We start from the raw sequence: 16685 nt of genomic DNA on the forward strand, positions 1-16685 counted from the left end.
GGGGGGATTCCCGCGGCGAGCGACCCGCGGGTCCCGCGCCCGCCCGTCGAACCGGACCCGTCACTGTTCGGCTTCGCCCGGCGCACCCGCAGCCGCCGCGGATCACGGCTGTTCACCCTGTTCTTCGTGCTGGTCTTCGCCGTGATCGTGATCCAGACCGTGGTGTCGATCGTCTGACCGGGTACGACCGCTCGCCCGCTCGTCCGGACCAACGTCGCACCGCACGGCGCCGTCCTTCCACGTGTGTCGGAGGCGCCGACTACCCTGAGGGCCACTACCGGCTCGTCGCCGGGGCCCGTCAACCGCCGATCCAGCGTCGCCGAACCACACCCGGCGACCCCGGCCCGGTACGAGGAGGTGAGCCGCCATCGGTTCCCCCGCGAGCTCGCAGGTTTCCGCGCCCACGTCGCACCGGGTGTCGTCGGTGCTGGCGATCCCGGCGTTCCGCCGGCTGTGGACGGTCACCGCGATCACCTCCACCGGCGAGTGGCTCTCGGTCCTGGCGATGACGTCGCTGGCGACCCACCTCGCCGCCGGCGCCGGGTACACGGCGCAGAGCTTCGCGCTCGGCGGCACGGTGGCGGCCAAGCTGCTGCCGTCGCTGCTGTTCGGGCCGCTGGCCGGTGCGCTGGCCGACCGGTTCGACCGGCGCAAGCTGATGGCCACCTGCGACACGCTGAAGTTCCTGCTGCTGTTCTCGATCCCGATCGTCGGGTCCCTGTGGTGGCTGCTCGCGGCCACGTTCCTGATCGAGCTGTGCGCGATGTTCTGGATCCCGGCCAAGGACGCGGCGGTGCCGAACCTGCTGCGCCGCCCGGACCAGATGGAGACGGCCGCCCAGCTCGGGCTCGTCGTCACCTACGGCGTCGCCGTGGCCGGCGGAGCCGGACTGTTCGCGCTGGTCACGAAGTTCGCCCCGCTGGTGGACGCGACGACGCCGACGACCGCGGTCTACCTGGCGCTGTTCGTGAACTCGTTCGCGTTCCTGTTCTCCGCGCTGATGGTGTGGTTCCGGATCCCGGAGCTCTCCGGGCGCCCGAACAAGGCGGACCGGGCCGCGAAGCCGCCGTCGCTGGCGTTCATGCTCCGCGACGGCTTCACGTTCGTCGCGACCACGCCGCTGATCCGCGGCCTGGTGATCGGCATCATCGGCGCGTTCACCGCGGGCGGCGCCGTGATCGCGACGGCGAAGCTCTACTCGTCGAGCCTGGGCGGCGGCGACGCGGCCTACTCGATCCTGTTCGTGGGCGTGTTCGGCGGTCTCGCGCTCGGGATGGCGGTCGGGCCGCGCCTGGCCCAGCGGCTGCCGCACAACCGCCTGTTCGGCACCGCGATCGTCGGTGCCGGGCTGTCGCTGGTGGTGGTCGCGCTCGCCGTGCACCTGTTCATGGCGATCGTCGCGGTGATGTTCGTCGGCGGCTTCGCCGGCGTCGCGTTCCTGACCGGTCTGACGATCATCGGCACCCAGGTCGCGGACGAGGTCCGCGGCCGGGTCAACGCGTTCGTGCAGTCGCTGGTGCGGGTGGTGCTGCTCGGCGCGATGTCGCTGGTGCCGATCGTGGTCGGCGTGGTCGCGACCCGCACGGTCACCATCGACGGCACCCCGTACCTGGTCGACGGCACCCGGTTCGTCCTGGCCGGAGCCGGCATCGTCGCCGCGGTCGTCGGCACGTTCGCCTACCGGCAGATGGACGACCGCCGCCTCGAGCCGCTGCTCACCGATCTGGTTGCCGCGCTGCGCCACGGTGAGCGCCGCACCGGCTCCGGCGTGCTGATCGCGGTCGAGGGCGCCACCCCGGCCGAGACCTCGCGCCAGGCCGAGCTCCTCGCGGCGTCGCTGCGCGAGCGCGGGCACCGCGTGGTGGAGCCGGACGACGAGGGCGACGAGGCACGGTGGAGCGCCGCGACCCGCGAGGCAGACCTGGCCGGCGCGCGCGCCAAGGCCCTGGCCGCGGCCGCGGTCCGGGCCGACCTGGTGGAGCGCGTGATCCGCCCGGCGCTGGAGTCCGGCGCCGTGGTGGTGATGGACCGGTTCATGGCCAGCCCGCTGGCCCAGTTCGGGGTGGCCGCCGAGCAGATGGGCGCCGCGCCCGACGACGGCGAGCTGGAGAACCTCGGCAAGTGGGCCTCGGGCCGGCTGCGTCCGGACATGTCGGTGCTGCTCGACCGGGCGCCGGACGCCGCCGGTGGCGCCGCCGCCCCGGTCGCCGGGGCCGAGCACGCCCGGGTGCAGAAGCTGCTGGCCAGGATGGTCGCGGTGGAACCGCACCGGCACGTCGTGATCGACGCCGACGGCACCGAGGACGACGTCGCCGAACGCGTGCGCGACGGCGTGTTCCCGCTGGTTCCGGCCCCCGGTGCCGCGGCTGCCGACGCCGGGACCGTCTCCACGTCGACGACCGCCACCGGCCCGATCCCGGCGGTCACCGACGACGGCCCCCCGCCGGCCCGATCCTGAGCCCGCGCCGATGAGTGTCTGGGACGACGTCGTCGGCCAGCCCGCGGTCGTCGCCGAGCTCGGCGACGCCGCGTCGGACCCCGCGTCGATGACGCACGCGTGGCTGTTCACCGGCCCGCCCGGCTCCGGGCGCTCGAACGCCGCGCGCGCGTTCGCAGCGGCCCTGGAGTGTCCCGACCAGGGCTGCGGGCAGTGCGCGTCGTGCCGCACGATCCTGTCCGGCACGCACGCCGACGTCCGCGAGATCGTGCCCGAGGGCCTGTCCATCTCGGTCGCCGAGATGCGCAGCCTGGTCCAGCTCGCCGCCCGCAGGCCGGCCACCGCGCCCTGGCAGATCGTGATCATCGCCGACGCCGACCGGCTCACCGAGGGCGCATCGAACGCCCTGCTCAAGGCCGTGGAGGAGCCGGCGCCGGAGACGGTGTTCCTGCTCTGCGCGCCGTCGGACCACCCCGACGACGTGCCGGTGACGATCCGCTCCCGCTGCCGCCTGGTGCACCTGCGCAGCCCGTCCGCCGGTGCCGTGGCCGGCGTGCTGCGCGACCGCGACGGCATCGACCCCGACCAGGCGCAGTGGGCCGCCTCGGTGTCCGGTGGCCATGTCGGACGGGCCCGGCGCCTGGCCCGCGACCCCCAGGCGAGGTCGCGCCGCGAGTCGATCCTGGCGGTGCCGACCCAGCTGCACCGCCTCGGCGACGCGTTCTTCCACGCCGAGTCCCTGATCCGCTCCGCCGAGACCGAGGCGAACGACCTGCGCGAGCAGCGCGACGAGACCGAACGCGAGGAGCTCTCCGTCGCGATGGGCGGGGGCGGCACCGGCAAGGGCGTCGCGGGCGCGGCGCGAGCCGCCAAGGCCGCCGAGCGCGATCTGGAGAAGCGCCAGAAGTCCCGCGCCACCAGGACCCAGCGCGACGCACTGGACCGCGCCCTGGTCGACCTGGCGGGCTTCTACCGGGACACCCTGATCGCGGCGACCGGTGCCGACGTGGCGCTCACCAACCCCGACCGCGAGCACGAGATCCGGATCGCCGCCGCCGAGTGGAGGTCCGAGTCCGCGCTGCGCCGGCTGGAGGCGGTGCTGGCCTGCCGGGACGCTCTGGAGCAGAACGTGAAGCCCCGGATCGCGGTCGAGGCCATGATGACCGCCCTGCACCGTGGATGACACTGCAGCGTGGATGACTGTCCCCTGATCCTCACCGCGCTCCTCGACGAGCCGGCCCGGCAGCACTTCGACGACCTGCGCCGCCGCCACTTCCCGGCCGGGCGCAACCACATCGACGCCCACCTCACCCTGTTCCACCACCTCCCCGGCGATCACGAGTCCGAGATCTCCCACACGGTGTCCGACGCCGTGCGCCGCCCGGCCCCGACGGCGCGGGTGACCGGCGTGCGCCTGCTCGGCCGGGGCGTCGCGTTCACCCTCGCCTGCCCCGAGCTCGCCACGCTCCGCCGCGACCTGGCGCGCGCCTGGGACCCCTGGTTGACCGGTCAGGACCGGGGCAAGGACGACCTGCACGTGACGGTGCAGAACAAGGTCGACCCGTCCGAGGCCCGCGCCCTGCACGACGGTCTCGCCTCCGGCTTCGAGCCCTACGACGTGCCGGTGACCGGCCTGGCCCTCTGGCACTACCGGGGCGGTCCCTGGTCACCCGGCCCCCGCCACCACTTCGACGACGTCCGCTCCTGAGTTCGCACCCCTCCCATCCATCCGCACCTCCTGCAGCAGGTGCGGACGGACGGAAGCTGTGCGGCTGCGGACCCACCCCGGGGTGACGGGTGGACGACGGGCGGCCGGTACACTTCCGACCGCAGTACCCGCCGCCTTAGCTCAGTCGGTTAGAGCGACGCACTCGTAATGCGTAGGTCGGGAGTTCGACTCTCCCAGGCGGCTCTCCAGGTCGGAGGCCCATTGAGGGTCCCTGGCCGCCCCTCAGGAGCCGGTTCGTGGCCTCCCGGTCGTCTTGGCGTCAGGTGATGGCCTCCGCGAAGCGCCCCGGCCCCGTCGGCAGGCCTCGATCTCCTGGCTCCCGAGCGGCTCCGCGCGCGTGGAGTCCGCTCGCAGGCGGAGGCATCCGCGTAATCCACGGAATCCTGCGCGGCGCGTGCCACCGAGTGATCCGCTTGGGCTTGATCGTTGCAGTCCCTCGATCGAGCCGCCCTCGGTACCGAGGCCGAGCCTGTCGATCGCGGAAGGAGCCGCGCGCGTCACCTGATCTGGCTCGCAATGACCACTGGCGCGCTGATGTCCTCGCCGGCGGGTAGCCCGATCGAGTGATACGGCTTCAGTCGAGCTTGACCACAAGTAGAGCGTCGAAGCCTGTCCATCCGCACGTCGACGACGTCTCGGCCGCTCCTGTCGCAAACCGCCTAGCTGCACATACGGATAGTTCTCGTCATACTGACCTTGTCTGGCGAGTGACTGTCGTCCCACCATAAACGGTCATCGATGACTGCAAATAGGGAACGAGTCGGCGGCAACCAGCGCGCATCCTGCGCAGTCTGGTGCTCGTTGAGGTCTTTCGACACACCGCGGACGACAAGTCCGGTCCAGGGGGCACCTCGAGGAGGAGGACGGTATGGGTGAAAGTACGACCCGGGTGGCGTTCATGCGCCGCTGTGACTCCGGCACTCAGTGGCGGGTTCGAGGGCGCCGAATGCCCCGGCCGCAGGAGGGCCAGGTCATCGACCTGCTGCTCGCCTCGCGCCGGCTGCTCGACCCGGGCACACTGCCCCATCCCGAGCACGTCGTCGACCACCCGTCGGCCCGTGTCGTCCTGAAGGCGATCTGGGCGTCGGCCATGGCCACCCTCACGACTGGAACGAACAGCGTCTCGCCGGACCTCGTGCAGGTGCTGCAGGCGGTCAAGGAGCTCGACGAGAGACTCCTGCTCGACCAGATCGCCAGCCAGGACCGGGCACTGCAACGAGTGCGTGCCGCATTGGCGATGCTCGGCGAGACGAAGAGCTGCAGCACGCTGCTCGACACGGCGGCGACCACGGCCTGCAGTCTCGGCTTCGACCGCTCGATCGTCTCCCGGGTCGCGGACTCGCTCTGGATCCCGGAGCGGGTGCACGTGGACAAGGACGAGATGTGGGCGCGGGAGATCCTGGCCGTCGGGCGGAGCACTCCGCAGCAACTCAACGGGTCGATCGTCGAGACGGAGATGGTCCGTCGGCGTACCTCGATCCTGGTCGACCAGGTACAGGACCGTCCCGGTGTGCACAAGGAGATCGCCGAGGCGTCGATGTCACGCAGCTACGCCGCGGCTCCGATCGTGGTGCACGGCGTGGTCGCCGGATTCGTCCACGTCGACTGCTACTACCAGCAGCGCAACGTGGACCAGCTCGACCGCCAGATCCTCACGATGTTCACCGAGGGCCTGGGGCAGGCGCTGACCCGCACGATGGTGCTCGACGAGCTCGGCACCATCCGCCGCGACGTCGACGAACTGTCCCGGCGTCTCGCCGCCGTGCGCGACGAGGGGGACTCGCGCGTGCTGTGGGGGCACGAGGACGACGTCGACGAGGCGCCCGGCGACATCCGGCGGTCGCGTCCGTCCGGTGGTGTCGACCACTTCCTCCGCTCGGCCCCGGTGGACCCGACATTGACCCGGCGCGAGGTCGAGGTGCTGCGACTGATGGCCGCGGGCGACACCAACTCCCGGATCGCAAGCCGCCTGGTGATCTCCGAGGGCACGGTGAAGTCCCACGTCAAGCACATCCTGCGCAAGCTTGGTGTGGCGAATCGGGCCGAGGCCGTATCGCACTGGCTGCGCAGTCGCCACGACGTGCAGCGAGAGCGCGTCCAGGCCGGCGACGGACGTCGCTGAGAGCGATGCCGACCACGTCCGCGTCCGTGCCGGAACCGGTGCGGGCCTACCTCGACGAGCTCGACCGAGCCTCGGCAGGCCTGCCCCGCGACCAGCGCCAGGATCTACGAGCCCGGGTCTGGGCGGAGGTCGCCGAGGCAGCCGGCAGCGATCCGGCACCGGAGCGGATCGACGAGGCCCTGCGCCGGCTCGGCCCGCCCTCCGCGCTCGCCGGCACGGGGGGCCACGCCCTGCGTGACCCCCTCGTGGTCCACCTGCTCGGCTGCTCCCTGCTGACCTTCGGGATCGGCGGGGTGGCCGGGCTGGTCCGGGTGTGGCGCTCCCCCTCCTGGCCTCGTGTCGACGCGCTCGTCGCCACGCTCATGGTGGTGGTCGCGGGCGCCGTACTCCCGATGCTGGCTCCCGTGCACCCGATCGCCGGTGCGCTGCTCGGCGGGCTCGGAGTGGGCTCGTTACTCGCTGCGTGTGTGCTGGGAGGCCGGATGCTCATGGCCCGCCGCCGCGCCCGTCGGGCTCGCCGGACCTCCCCCGACGCAGATGCCGCTCCGCATACCCCCCGAGGGGGAGGCGGAACCGCCCCCAGCGGGAGGTGTGAGGACTCCTCTCGCTGACGAGACTCACAGTTCGGTGGAGGTCTAGTGATCGCCGCCACCCGACCTCGATACGCGCCGGTCGACTCGAAGGAGAGTGGATGAGCACGCCTGGGACGCTCGCCCAGCAGCCCGACAGGACGGCCGAAGTACCCCGCCGGTCGGCTAAGGGCTCCGGTACGCCGGGTCTGCTGAAGAAGATCGCCGACCCGTTCGTCACGGCCGGCGAGATGTGGCAGCTGATGGTCAAGGTGTTCGCCCTGGCCATCCGCAAGCCGGTCGGTTTCTGGGGAGACACCCGGGACCAGTGCTTCGACATCCTGAAGCTGACCTGGCTGCCGATGTCGCTGGCCGCGTTCGGGTTCGGGTTCGGGGCGCCGGGCCTCACCGGTGGCGCGATCTTCTACACCTTCGGCATCCCGTACCGCCTCGGCGCGTTCTTCGAGTTCGCGTCGGTCCGTGAGTTCGCTCCGTTCATCAACGGCATGGTCGTGGCCGGCGTCGTCGGGACGGCGATCACCGCCGACCTGGGAGCCCGCCGCATCCGGGACGAGATCGACGCCATGGAGGTCCTCGGCGTCGACCCGATCCGGACACTCGTCCTCCCGCGGGTGCTGGCCTGCACGATCATGACCGCGGTCCTGGACATCCTGGCTCTGGTCGTCGGTCTGGTCAGCGGCTACGTGGCCGCCGGCCCCATCTTCGACGCCAGCTACGCCGGCTACTACGGCTCGCTGTTCGATCTGCTCAACACGGTCGACATGTGGGGCAGCGTCGCGAAGTGCGCCCTCTACGGCCTGATCATCGGCGTCGTCTGCAGCTACGTCGGGCTCAACGCCAAGGGCGGCCCGATCGGCGTCGGCAAGGCGGTCAACCAGGCGGTCGTCATCTCGTTCGCCGGGGTCTGGGTCATCAACTTCGTGTTCACGCTGACGATGCTCGGCCTGAACCCCCAGATGAGCGTCTACAAGTGAGGGAGGTGCGGACGCCATGACGATGCTCGACGACCGGGGTTCGGCACAGAACCCCGAGGACCCGGAGGAGCTCCGCGCTCCCGAGAAGCAGGGCGTCGACATCAGCTTCGGTTCGATCACCGGAAAGCTGAAGAGCGGCCTCACCGAGGCCGGCGACATCGGCCGCTTCACCGCCGACACCGTGCGGGACTTCCCCGACATGTTCCGGCGCTACGTGCCGGAGGTCTTCCGCCAGGCCGGCATTCTGATCTTCAGTTCCGCCCTGATCATCTGGTTCATGATGTTCATCATGGGCGGGCAGTGCGGCTTGGAGGCCAGCTACACGCTCAAGCAGATCGGCGCCCCGCTCTACTCGTCGGTCTTCGACGCCTACTGCGGCCTGCGCGAGCTGTCGGTCTACATGTGGGGCTGGATCCTGGCCGCGAAGGTCGGCTGCGGCTACGTCGCGGAGATCGGTTCGATGCGGATCTCCGACGAGGTCGACGCCATGGAGGTCATGGGCATCAAGTCCAAGTCCTACCTGGTGGGGACACGGATCGCGGCCACGGTGATCGCGGTGCCGTTCATGTACGCGGTCGGCCTGGCCATCCTCTACTGCGCGATGTACCTGGTCACGGTCGTGAACCTGGGCGGCGTCTCGCCCGGTGGGTTCCTCTACCTGTTCTGGCTGTATCAGAGTCCGTACGACTCGATCGCGGTGATGACCAAGATCATGGTCGAGTCGATCGTGATCGTCGGTGTGGGTCTGTACTACGGCTACAACGCCAGCGGAGGCCCCGTCGGCGTGGGCCGCGCGACCGCCAAATCCATGATCATCAATCTCGTGCTGATCTCGGTCATCGGGACCATCGGCACACTGGCCTTCTGGGGGCTCGAGACGAACTCTCCGATCGCCAACTGACGCCGGTCCGGCTCGCCGTCCCAGGGCGGACCGGACCTCCCCAAGGGCACCGCTACCGCGGCCCCCTGGATACCCGCCACGACGTTCCGGACGACTCCGAGCCGGACTCAGCTCTCCCGTTCGGCGCACGCTCCCCGCTCGCGCCGGACGAACCGGGCGCACGTTCCCCGCCACCGCCCGGTCGCTCGACACCGGCGACGCTCCCCGCATCCCGCCGGTGCGTTCTCCCGGACCAGATGCGTCCACCCCACCCGGGCCCGGCTCCCCACGGGACGGCCCACCACCGCAGTGACCGTGTGCCGACGAAGGTCGGAACACGGCCGGTCGTCCCCAGGAGGATCAGTGACCTCACCTCAGTACACGGGCTCGGATACCGAGTACCCCACCCAGGAGATTCCCAACCCGGTCGGCGGCGCGCAGCCCGCCCGCGGACCCGGCTGGTCGACCGAGACCCGGGAGTTCCGGCACGGGACCGACCCGATCCTGCAGGTGGAGGGGCTGGCCAAATCGTTCGGCAGCGCCGAGATTCTCAAGGACATCAATTTCAACTTCCAGCACGACGCGATCACCACTGTGCTGGGGCCCTCCGGTACCGGAAAGTCGGTGCTGATCAAGCATCTCGTCGGCCTGCTGGCTCCCGACCGCGGCGCCGTCTACGTCGGCGGCGTCGACATCTGGTCGATGAGCGAGAACCAGCGTTACGACATGCGGACCCGCTTCGGCGTCTGCTGGCAGGACGGTGCGCTGTTCGGCTCGATGAACCTCTACGACAACGTCGCCTTCCCGCTGCGCAAGCACACGCGCAAGTCCGAGAAAGAGGTCGAGAAGACGGTCATGACCGCTCTCGACGAGGTCGGTCTGGCGAAGGCGGCGCACAAGGCGCCGAACGAGGTCTCCGGCGGTATGAAGAAGCGGGCCGGGTTCGCCCGAGCGCTGGTGATGAACCCGGACATCGTGCTGTTCGACGAGCCGGACTCCGGCCTCGACCCGGTCCGCACCAGCCTGCTGTGCGACATCATCATGGACGTCCACAACCAGCACGGCGGGACCTATCTGCTGGTCACGCACGACATCAAGACCGCTCGCAAGGTCAGCGACTACGTCGGCCTGATCTGGAAGGGCGAGGTGGTCCACTACGGGCCGGCGCACGAGGCCTTCGAGCACCAGGACCCGTTCGTCAAGCAGTTCCTGGCAGGTCAGTCCGCCGGCCCGCTCGGGATGGACTGAGCCGATGAGCGGACTGTTGAGCAAGCTGGCCGCCGGTGTGGTGGCACTGCTCGCCGTCGGAGGCGTCCTCGTCGCCGCCACCGGCGCCAACGAGCCGTACACGGTCAGCGCCGTGTTGCCGGCCGGCAACCCGAACCTGATCCCCGACGCCCCGATCTACGTGGACGGATTCGAGGCCGGGACGATCGAGTCGATCCGGCCCGAGCAGGGGCACGCCGTCGTCGAGATCTCGATCGACGACGACCTGGCCCCGTTGCACGCCGGCGCCTTCCTGCACGTCCAGTGGAAGGCCGTCGTCGGTGAGCGCCTTCTGTTCGTCGAGGACGGACCGAAGGACTACGCCGAGATCCCCAGCGGCGGCATGGTCCAAGGTGACTTCCCGAAGCCGACCGAGGTCGCCGACGTTCTCGCCGCACTCGACCAGCCGACGCGTGAGCGGCTGAGCAGCCTGGTGGGCACCCTGCAGAACACCGTCACCGGTCACGAGCAGGATCTGAACGCGACCGTGCAGACCGCGGGCCCGGCACTGGCTGCGGTCGGTTCGGTGCTGCGTGGCATCGGTACCGACGGTCCGGCCATCAAGAACCTGGTGACCGACCTCAACGGCACCGTCGACACCCTGGCCAAGCGTCAGCAGGATGTCGGCGCGGTGATCGACGAGCTGTCGACCAGCGCGCGGGCCACCGCCGGCCAGCGCGAGCAGCTCCGCGCCGCCCTGGCCAAGCTGCCTCCGACCCTGAAGACGGCCCAGGGCACTCTGGGCAAGGTCCCCGGCGTCACCGACGAGGCGTTGCCGCTGCTGGAGGACCTGCGCCCGGCCACCGAGAAGCTCCCCGGGGTCTCCGAGCAGCTGGCCCCGTTGCTGCAGGACCTTCGGCCACTGGTTGCCGACCTCAAGCCGACCCTCGAGGCGGCCTCGACGCTGCTGGACCGCACGCCGGGCCTGCTCGACTCCTCGAACCGCTCGCTGCCGGGTCTGGCCGAGCTCGCCGGCGGCTACGCCCCGGTGCTGGAGACGCTGCGGCCCTACACCCCCGAGGTCACCGGGTTCCTCACCACGTGGGGCTCGGCCGGCCAGAACTACGACGCGAACGGCCGCTACATGCGCATCTTCGCCCAGGCCGGCACCACCACGCCGACCGTCTACCCGCCGGGGTTGACGCCGCCCGGGATCGTGCGCGAGACCGCGCCCGCGCCCGGTCAGGCTGCCGACACCTCCGGTAACGGCGGATCCGCGGAGACGCCGCTCCTGCCGCAGCTCGGTGACGCCAGCGGGGAGGGCCCGCGATGACGCTCGGATTCTCCCGCTGGCGGGTACTTACCGTCGGCATCGTCGCGCTCGTCGCGGCGACCGGCGCCGCGGCGGGGATCGGCAACGCAGAGAACGGCCGGATCGTGATCGCCGAGTTCGCCGACGTGAGTCCGATCCTTTCCGGGCAGCAGGTCAAGATCGACGGAGTCACGGTCGGCGAGGTCGGCGAGCCGCAGTTCCTGCCGGATCGCAAGGTCGCCCAGGTGCCACTGAGGGTGGACGCCCGTGCGCTTCCGATCCACTCGGATGCGACCGCCCGGGTCGCACCGGTGAGCCTGCTCGGCGAGCGGTTTATCAGCCTGACGACCGGAACACCGGCATCGCCCGAGTTGCCGCGTGACGCCGTCCTCGGAGTCGAGCGGACCGGTCAGGACGCCGACCTGCAGAACATCCTCGACACCCTGGACGACCCGACGGCAGGCGCGCTGGCCGCGCTCGTCACCACCCTCGGACAGGGCACCGCGAACAACGGTGACAACATCCAGAAGACGCTCGCCGCGCTGGGCCCGGCGATGACCGACACCAACAAGCTGGTGTCGGTACTGTCCGACCAGAACGAGCTGCTCGGCCGGGTCGTCAACCAGGTCGAGCCGGTCACCGGTGCGCTGGCCGTCGACCAGGGCAAGCGTCTCGACGGCCTGGTCGGGTCGACGACTTCGCTGCTGAACACCACGGCCGCCCGGGACGCACAACTGCGCGGCACGCTGCAGGAGCTTCCCGGCACCCTCGCCGCAGCCCGGGCCACTCTCGGGGAGCTGACCGGTACTGCCCGGTCCACGGCGGTGACGCTGGGCAACCTGCGCCCGACGACCGACAACCTGGTGGCGATCAGCCAGGAGCTGCAGCGCTTCGCCGACTCCGCCGACCCGGCGCTGGCCTCGGCCGACCCGGTGCTGGACCGGGCGAGCGAGTTGCTCGACCAGGCTCAGCCGGTTGCGGCCGAGCTGAAGGCGGCCGGCCCCGACCTGCAACGCACGGTCGACGGCGCCGAGCCGATCGTCAAGGACCTGAACGGGAACCTGGGCAACGTCCTGGGGTTCATCCGCAACTGGGCGCTGACCACGAACGAGAAGGACGGCCTGTCGCACTACTTCCGGGCCAGCTACGTGGCCAACCCGGACGCGGTGAGCGGCTTCGTACCCGGCGGTCTCCCGGACCTGGCGCCCGCGCCCGGGCCGGACCCCAGCCCGAACCCACAGGTCAATGAGCCCGCACCGAGCCAACCGGGCCCGGGTACGGCGGCCCAGCCGGGCCAGGACTCGAACACCCTGCTGGCGCCTCAGCCCACGCCCGAGAGCAGCGCCACAGGGCTCACGCCCGAGCAGGAGCAGGGCGCCGTCGGAACCCTTCTGGGAGGCCAGTGATGGCGAGTGCCAAGCCCAAGCGCGGAGCGCGCTTCCGGTCCGGACTGATCGGGGTCCTGATCTTCGTCGGAGCCGGCTTCTTCCTCTACGTCGCACTCAACGCGCAGAAGGGGCTTCCCTTCGCGCAGCACGAGTACCGCAACGCCGCCGTGTCCGACACCGGTGACCTGGCTATCGGCAACGACGTCCGGATCGGTCAGATCCGGGTCGGTCGGGTGGACGACATCACGCTGGTGGAGGGAGTCCCGCAGGTCCGGATGCAGCTCGATGACGGCGACACCAAGGTCTACCGGGACGGCTCGGCCGCGGTGACCGGACGGTCCGGACTGGGCCAGCAGTACCTCGACCTCGACTCCGGCACGGCCGGAGCAGGCGAGTTGGGGGAGGACGAGACGCTCCCGGAGCAGCGCTCCAGGGGCGCCGTGCAGCTGCTGGACCTGGCCAAGGTCTTCGACCCGGCCACCCAGGACGCGACGCGGTCCTCACTGCAGCAGCTGGGCAACGGCGCCGCCGGCCACGGCCAGGATCTGCAGGATGTGGCGAAGGCCGGTCCGGGGATCCTGCCTGACCTGGGCACCACCGCCCGGTCGCTGACGACGAACGACGGTCGCGACCTCACCTCGATGCTCACCTCGCTGGAGAGCCTGTCCTCGCGGTTCGAAGGCCGCGAGCAGGAGATCTCCTCGCTGGTGGGGCAGCTCGACACCACGTTCGCCGCGATCAACGCGGACAGGGGCCAGGCTCTCGGCGGCACGCTGGACATCGCGCCTGAGGCGCTACCCAACACCCGCAAGGCGTTGGAGGACCTGCAGCAGCCATTGGCGTCGACGACCTCGGCGATGACCCAGCTGCAGACCGGTGCGCGCTCGCTCGGCGACGCGACGCCGGACCTGCGGGGCGTGCTCGTCGAGGGCCCGCAGCCGCTGGACAAGCTGCCCGGCGTCTCGGAAACCGCAGAGCCCGCGCTGGGTTCGTTGACCCCGGCGATCGCGGATGCCCGGCCGGTGGCACCGAAGGTGACCCAGGCCGTCGACTTCGCGAACGTCCCGCTGCAGGTGCTGGCGCCCTACTCGCCGGAGATCTCGCAGTGGTTCACCAGCGCGAGCTCTGCCCTCTCCGACGGCGACGCCGCCGGACACCACCTCCGGTTCACCTTGCTGCCGAGGGTGGAGAGCTTCTCCGGTGCGGCCGGTCTCGAGGACCCGCTCCGCACCGGTGATGCCTACCCGGCCCCGGGTGAGACGCCCGGTCAGGCGTCGCAGGGCATCCTCCCGGTCCCCGGTGAGTCCAACGCCCGTCCGGAGGAACAGCCCGACGCCGGGAACAGCGCCGCCGGCGGATTGCTCGGAGGCAACTGATGACTGACGCAGTCAGCACCCAGAAGGTTCACAAGCCGGTCGGCCGGCGACGCCTCCCGCTGTGGGTGGCCGCGCTGGCGGTGATCGGGCTGATGGTCGTGGCCCTCGTGGCCGGGCTGTTCAAGCCCCAGCTGAACACCGTTCTCGCGAAACTGACCGGGTCGGAGACCCGGGAGATTCACTTCGAGGCGAACCAGTTCCTCTTCGAGGACGTCAGCAAGGTCAAGGTCGCCGGGGTCAACTCCGGCGTCGTGGATTCGGTACGGCCGGCCGACGACGGCGGGGCGATCGTGACCGTCGTCGTCGACGACAACGTGGTGGGCACCGTCGGCGACCAGCCCTCGGCGCGGCTGCGCCCCACCACGCTGCTGTCCGGACTGTTCTACATCGAGCTCGTCCCGGGAGGGGACCGGACCGCGGAGTGGACCCAGCAGATCCCGCTGGACCGCACGCGGCTGCCCACCGAGGTCGACGACGTCGTCGAGCGGCTGCAGCCGGACGCCTTGGCCGGAGCCCGGACCACGGTCACCCAGTTCGACGAGACGCTGGGCAACGCGGGAGGCAACGACGCGCTGCACGATCTGCTGGCCGCCGCGCCGGGGACCCTCGGCCCGGGCGCCGGGGTGATCGAGGCCGCCCGCGGCACCAACCCGGAGACGGACCTGACGGCCGTCGTCAAGGGACTGCAGTCGACCACCGCGACGCTCAACCGGGAGCCGGGTCAGCTGGACGGGACCGTGGCGAACCTGCAGGACACCACGCAGGTGCTCGCCGAGACCTCCGGCCCCATGGCCGAGACGATCGGCAAGCTCCCCGGCGTACTGGACACCACCGACGCCGGCCTGAAGCGGTTGAACGTCAGCCTGGACAAGGTACGGGAGACCGCCGGCCCGGCGCGTCCTTCGGTGCAGGAGCTCGACACGCTCCTCGGCCGGATCGAGCCGGTGCTGGCCGACGCCCGCCCTCTGGTCGCCGACCTGCGCTCCGCGCTGGCCGACACGCGGCCGTTGGTCGAGGGCCTGATCCCGGCGAGTGAGGGCGCCACCCGCGTCCTCGACGACCTGCCGGCTCCGCTGCAACGACTCAACGGGCCGGTACTGGACTCGCTGAACACGCCGTTCGTCGGGCAGGGGCCGTTCGCCGCGGTCGACAACAAGGGCGTTCCGCTCAAGGACGAGCTCGGCCACATGTTCAGCGGTCTGAACAAGGCAGGCGCCTACGTCGACCCGAACGGGCACGCGGTCGCGTTCCACCCCGGACCGGGCCTCGGCACGATCCCGGCGGCGGGCAACGTGAGCCTCGAGAACATGTACCAGCAGCTCTTCTACGGGACGGGTGGCCGGTGATGTCCGAGTCGCAGTCGACAGCAACAGCGGAGTCGGCAGGGTCGGAGCAGCCCGGTGGGCTCGGTGCCCGCCTGCGTAGCGGCTTCGACCGTATCCGCAACGAGCCCGGGCTGGGCCGAAACGTCATCGCCCTCCTCGTGGTGATGACGCTCGGCCTGGTCTGCGGTGGGTACATCCTGTCGCAGCAGCGGTTCGTTCCTCCGTGGGCGAACGAGACCATGGTCTACGCGACCTTCTCGGAGACGCCTGCGCTCGCGCCCGGCCGTGGCCAGGAGGTCCGGATGTCCGGAGTCCCGGTCGGCGACATCCGCTCCTCGGAGCTGTCGCCGCAGGGGCAGGCGCTGGTGCTGCTGGCCATCGACCGCGGCGCGTACGACGGCCCGGTCTACGACAACGCGACCGTGGTGCTCCGGCCGAAGAGCCCGCTGAACGAGATGTACGTCGAGATGGACCCGGGCACGGCGGCCGGAGCGCCGCTAGAGGAGTACGGCGTTCTACCGGTGGCCAACGCGAAGCCGCCGGTCCAGATCGACGCGGCGCTGGCGCACCTGGACGAGAACGCCCTCTCCGCCGTGCAGAGCCTCCTCGAGGCGTCCGACGTCGCTCTGGCCAAGGCGCCGCAGGACCTGCCGGCCGGCGTCCGAGCCACCACCGAGGTCGTCAACCGTCTCAAGCCGGTCGTCGACCAGCTCGACCGGCGCCGGGACAACCTCGCCCGGCTGGTCACCTCGATCGGGCAGCTGTCCGGCGCGGTCGGCGGCGACGAGAAGCGACTCACCGCCCTGGCGAACTCGCTGTCGACGACGCTGAAGACGGTATCGGCGCAGAGCGACGCGCTGAGGTCGAGCCTGAACCAGCTGCCCGGAGTGGTGGACAACCTGGGTGCCGCCACCGGGAGTGTCCAGCAGCTCTCCGACCAGCTGGACCCGACCTTGGACAACGTCAAGGCCGCGTCCGAGCAGCTGCCCTCGGCGCTGGACCGGCTCAACGACACGGTCGACACGCTCGACACCACGATCGACAAGGCGCGCCCGGTGGCGCAGAAGCTGAAGCCGGTCGCGGCCGACCTGCGGCCGTTCGTGAACGACCTCAACGGGACGCTGCCGGATCTCGAGTCGATCTCCGGCCGGCTCGATCCGGTCACCGCGGGCCTGGAGCAGTACCTGCCGGACCTCAACGCTTTCGTCTACCAGACGTCGTCGGTGACCAGCCTGCGTGACGCCAACGGCGGCATCCTGCGCGGCCTGTTGCAGGTCGGCCCGACCGTCATCCCCGCTCCCGGAGCCGACGAGCTCACCCCGACACCCCGTTAGGAGGTGACCCAC

Annotated in this window: 13 protein-coding genes and 1 tRNA gene; all 14 read left to right on the forward strand. The window is 70.8% G+C overall.

Annotation, left to right across the window (positions count from 1 at the left end; all coding sequences use genetic code 11):
* Nucleotides 1–424 precede the first annotated feature (424 nt).
* A complete protein-coding gene (locus I4I78_RS01765; RefSeq protein ID WP_218609380.1) occupies nucleotides 425–2458 on the forward strand; it encodes an MFS transporter in 2034 nt (677 codons plus the stop codon).
* Nucleotides 2459–2468: 10 nt separating this feature from the next.
* On the forward strand, nucleotides 2469–3620 hold the full coding sequence (locus I4I78_RS01770) for a DNA polymerase III subunit delta' (RefSeq protein WP_218609381.1): 1152 nt from the start codon (nucleotides 2469–2471) through the stop codon (nucleotides 3618–3620).
* 9 nt (nucleotides 3621–3629) lie between these two features.
* Entirely contained in the window at nucleotides 3630–4145 is a 516-nt protein-coding gene (locus tag I4I78_RS01775) for a 2'-5' RNA ligase family protein (protein WP_218609382.1), read from the forward strand.
* A 130-nt stretch (nucleotides 4146–4275) separates the two neighbouring features.
* Nucleotides 4276–4349 (forward strand) — tRNA-Thr (locus I4I78_RS01780).
* A 763-nt stretch (nucleotides 4350–5112) separates the two neighbouring features.
* Entirely contained in the window at nucleotides 5113–6288 is a 1176-nt protein-coding gene (locus I4I78_RS32460) for a LuxR C-terminal-related transcriptional regulator (RefSeq protein WP_226378928.1), read from the forward strand.
* Between the two features lie 5 nt (nucleotides 6289–6293).
* Nucleotides 6294–6899: a hypothetical protein gene (locus I4I78_RS01790; protein ID WP_218609383.1), complete on the forward strand. Its 606-nt coding sequence runs from the start codon at nucleotides 6294–6296 to the stop codon at nucleotides 6897–6899.
* 80 nt (nucleotides 6900–6979) lie between these two features.
* A complete protein-coding gene (locus I4I78_RS01795; protein WP_226378929.1) occupies nucleotides 6980–7852 on the forward strand; it encodes an ABC transporter permease in 873 nt (290 codons plus the stop codon).
* Nucleotides 7853–7868: 16 nt separating this feature from the next.
* On the forward strand, nucleotides 7869–8753 hold the full coding sequence (locus I4I78_RS01800) for an ABC transporter permease (RefSeq protein WP_226378930.1): 885 nt from the start codon (nucleotides 7869–7871) through the stop codon (nucleotides 8751–8753).
* A gap of 342 nt (nucleotides 8754–9095) precedes the next feature.
* Nucleotides 9096–9980: an ABC transporter ATP-binding protein gene (locus tag I4I78_RS01805; protein WP_374225828.1), complete on the forward strand. Its 885-nt coding sequence runs from the start codon at nucleotides 9096–9098 to the stop codon at nucleotides 9978–9980.
* A gap of 4 nt (nucleotides 9981–9984) precedes the next feature.
* On the forward strand, nucleotides 9985–11271 hold the full coding sequence (locus I4I78_RS01810) for an MlaD family protein (protein WP_218609384.1): 1287 nt from the start codon (nucleotides 9985–9987) through the stop codon (nucleotides 11269–11271).
* Entirely contained in the window at nucleotides 11268–12656 is a 1389-nt protein-coding gene (locus I4I78_RS01815) for an MlaD family protein (protein WP_218609385.1), read from the forward strand. The genes I4I78_RS01810 and I4I78_RS01815 overlap by 4 nt, the downstream gene beginning before the upstream one ends.
* The gene (locus I4I78_RS01820) at nucleotides 12656–14014 is read left to right on the forward strand and encodes an MlaD family protein (protein ID WP_218609386.1); all 1359 of its coding nucleotides are present in this window, start codon (nucleotides 12656–12658) and stop codon (nucleotides 14012–14014) included. Before I4I78_RS01815 ends, I4I78_RS01820 begins: the two co-directional genes overlap by 1 nt.
* The gene (locus tag I4I78_RS01825) at nucleotides 14014–15360 is read left to right on the forward strand and encodes an MlaD family protein (RefSeq protein ID WP_218609387.1); all 1347 of its coding nucleotides are present in this window, start codon (nucleotides 14014–14016) and stop codon (nucleotides 15358–15360) included. The genes I4I78_RS01820 and I4I78_RS01825 overlap by 1 nt, the downstream gene beginning before the upstream one ends.
* Nucleotides 15360–16673 (forward strand): MlaD family protein, encoded by a 1314-nt coding sequence (locus tag I4I78_RS01830; RefSeq protein WP_218609388.1) that lies wholly within the window; start codon nucleotides 15360–15362, stop codon nucleotides 16671–16673. The genes I4I78_RS01825 and I4I78_RS01830 overlap by 1 nt, the downstream gene beginning before the upstream one ends.
* The last annotated feature ends 12 nt before the right edge of the window (nucleotides 16674–16685 follow it).

It is taken from the genome of Pseudonocardia sp. KRD291, from assembly GCF_019263595.1.
GTDB lineage: Bacteria > Actinomycetota > Actinomycetes > Mycobacteriales > Pseudonocardiaceae > Pseudonocardia.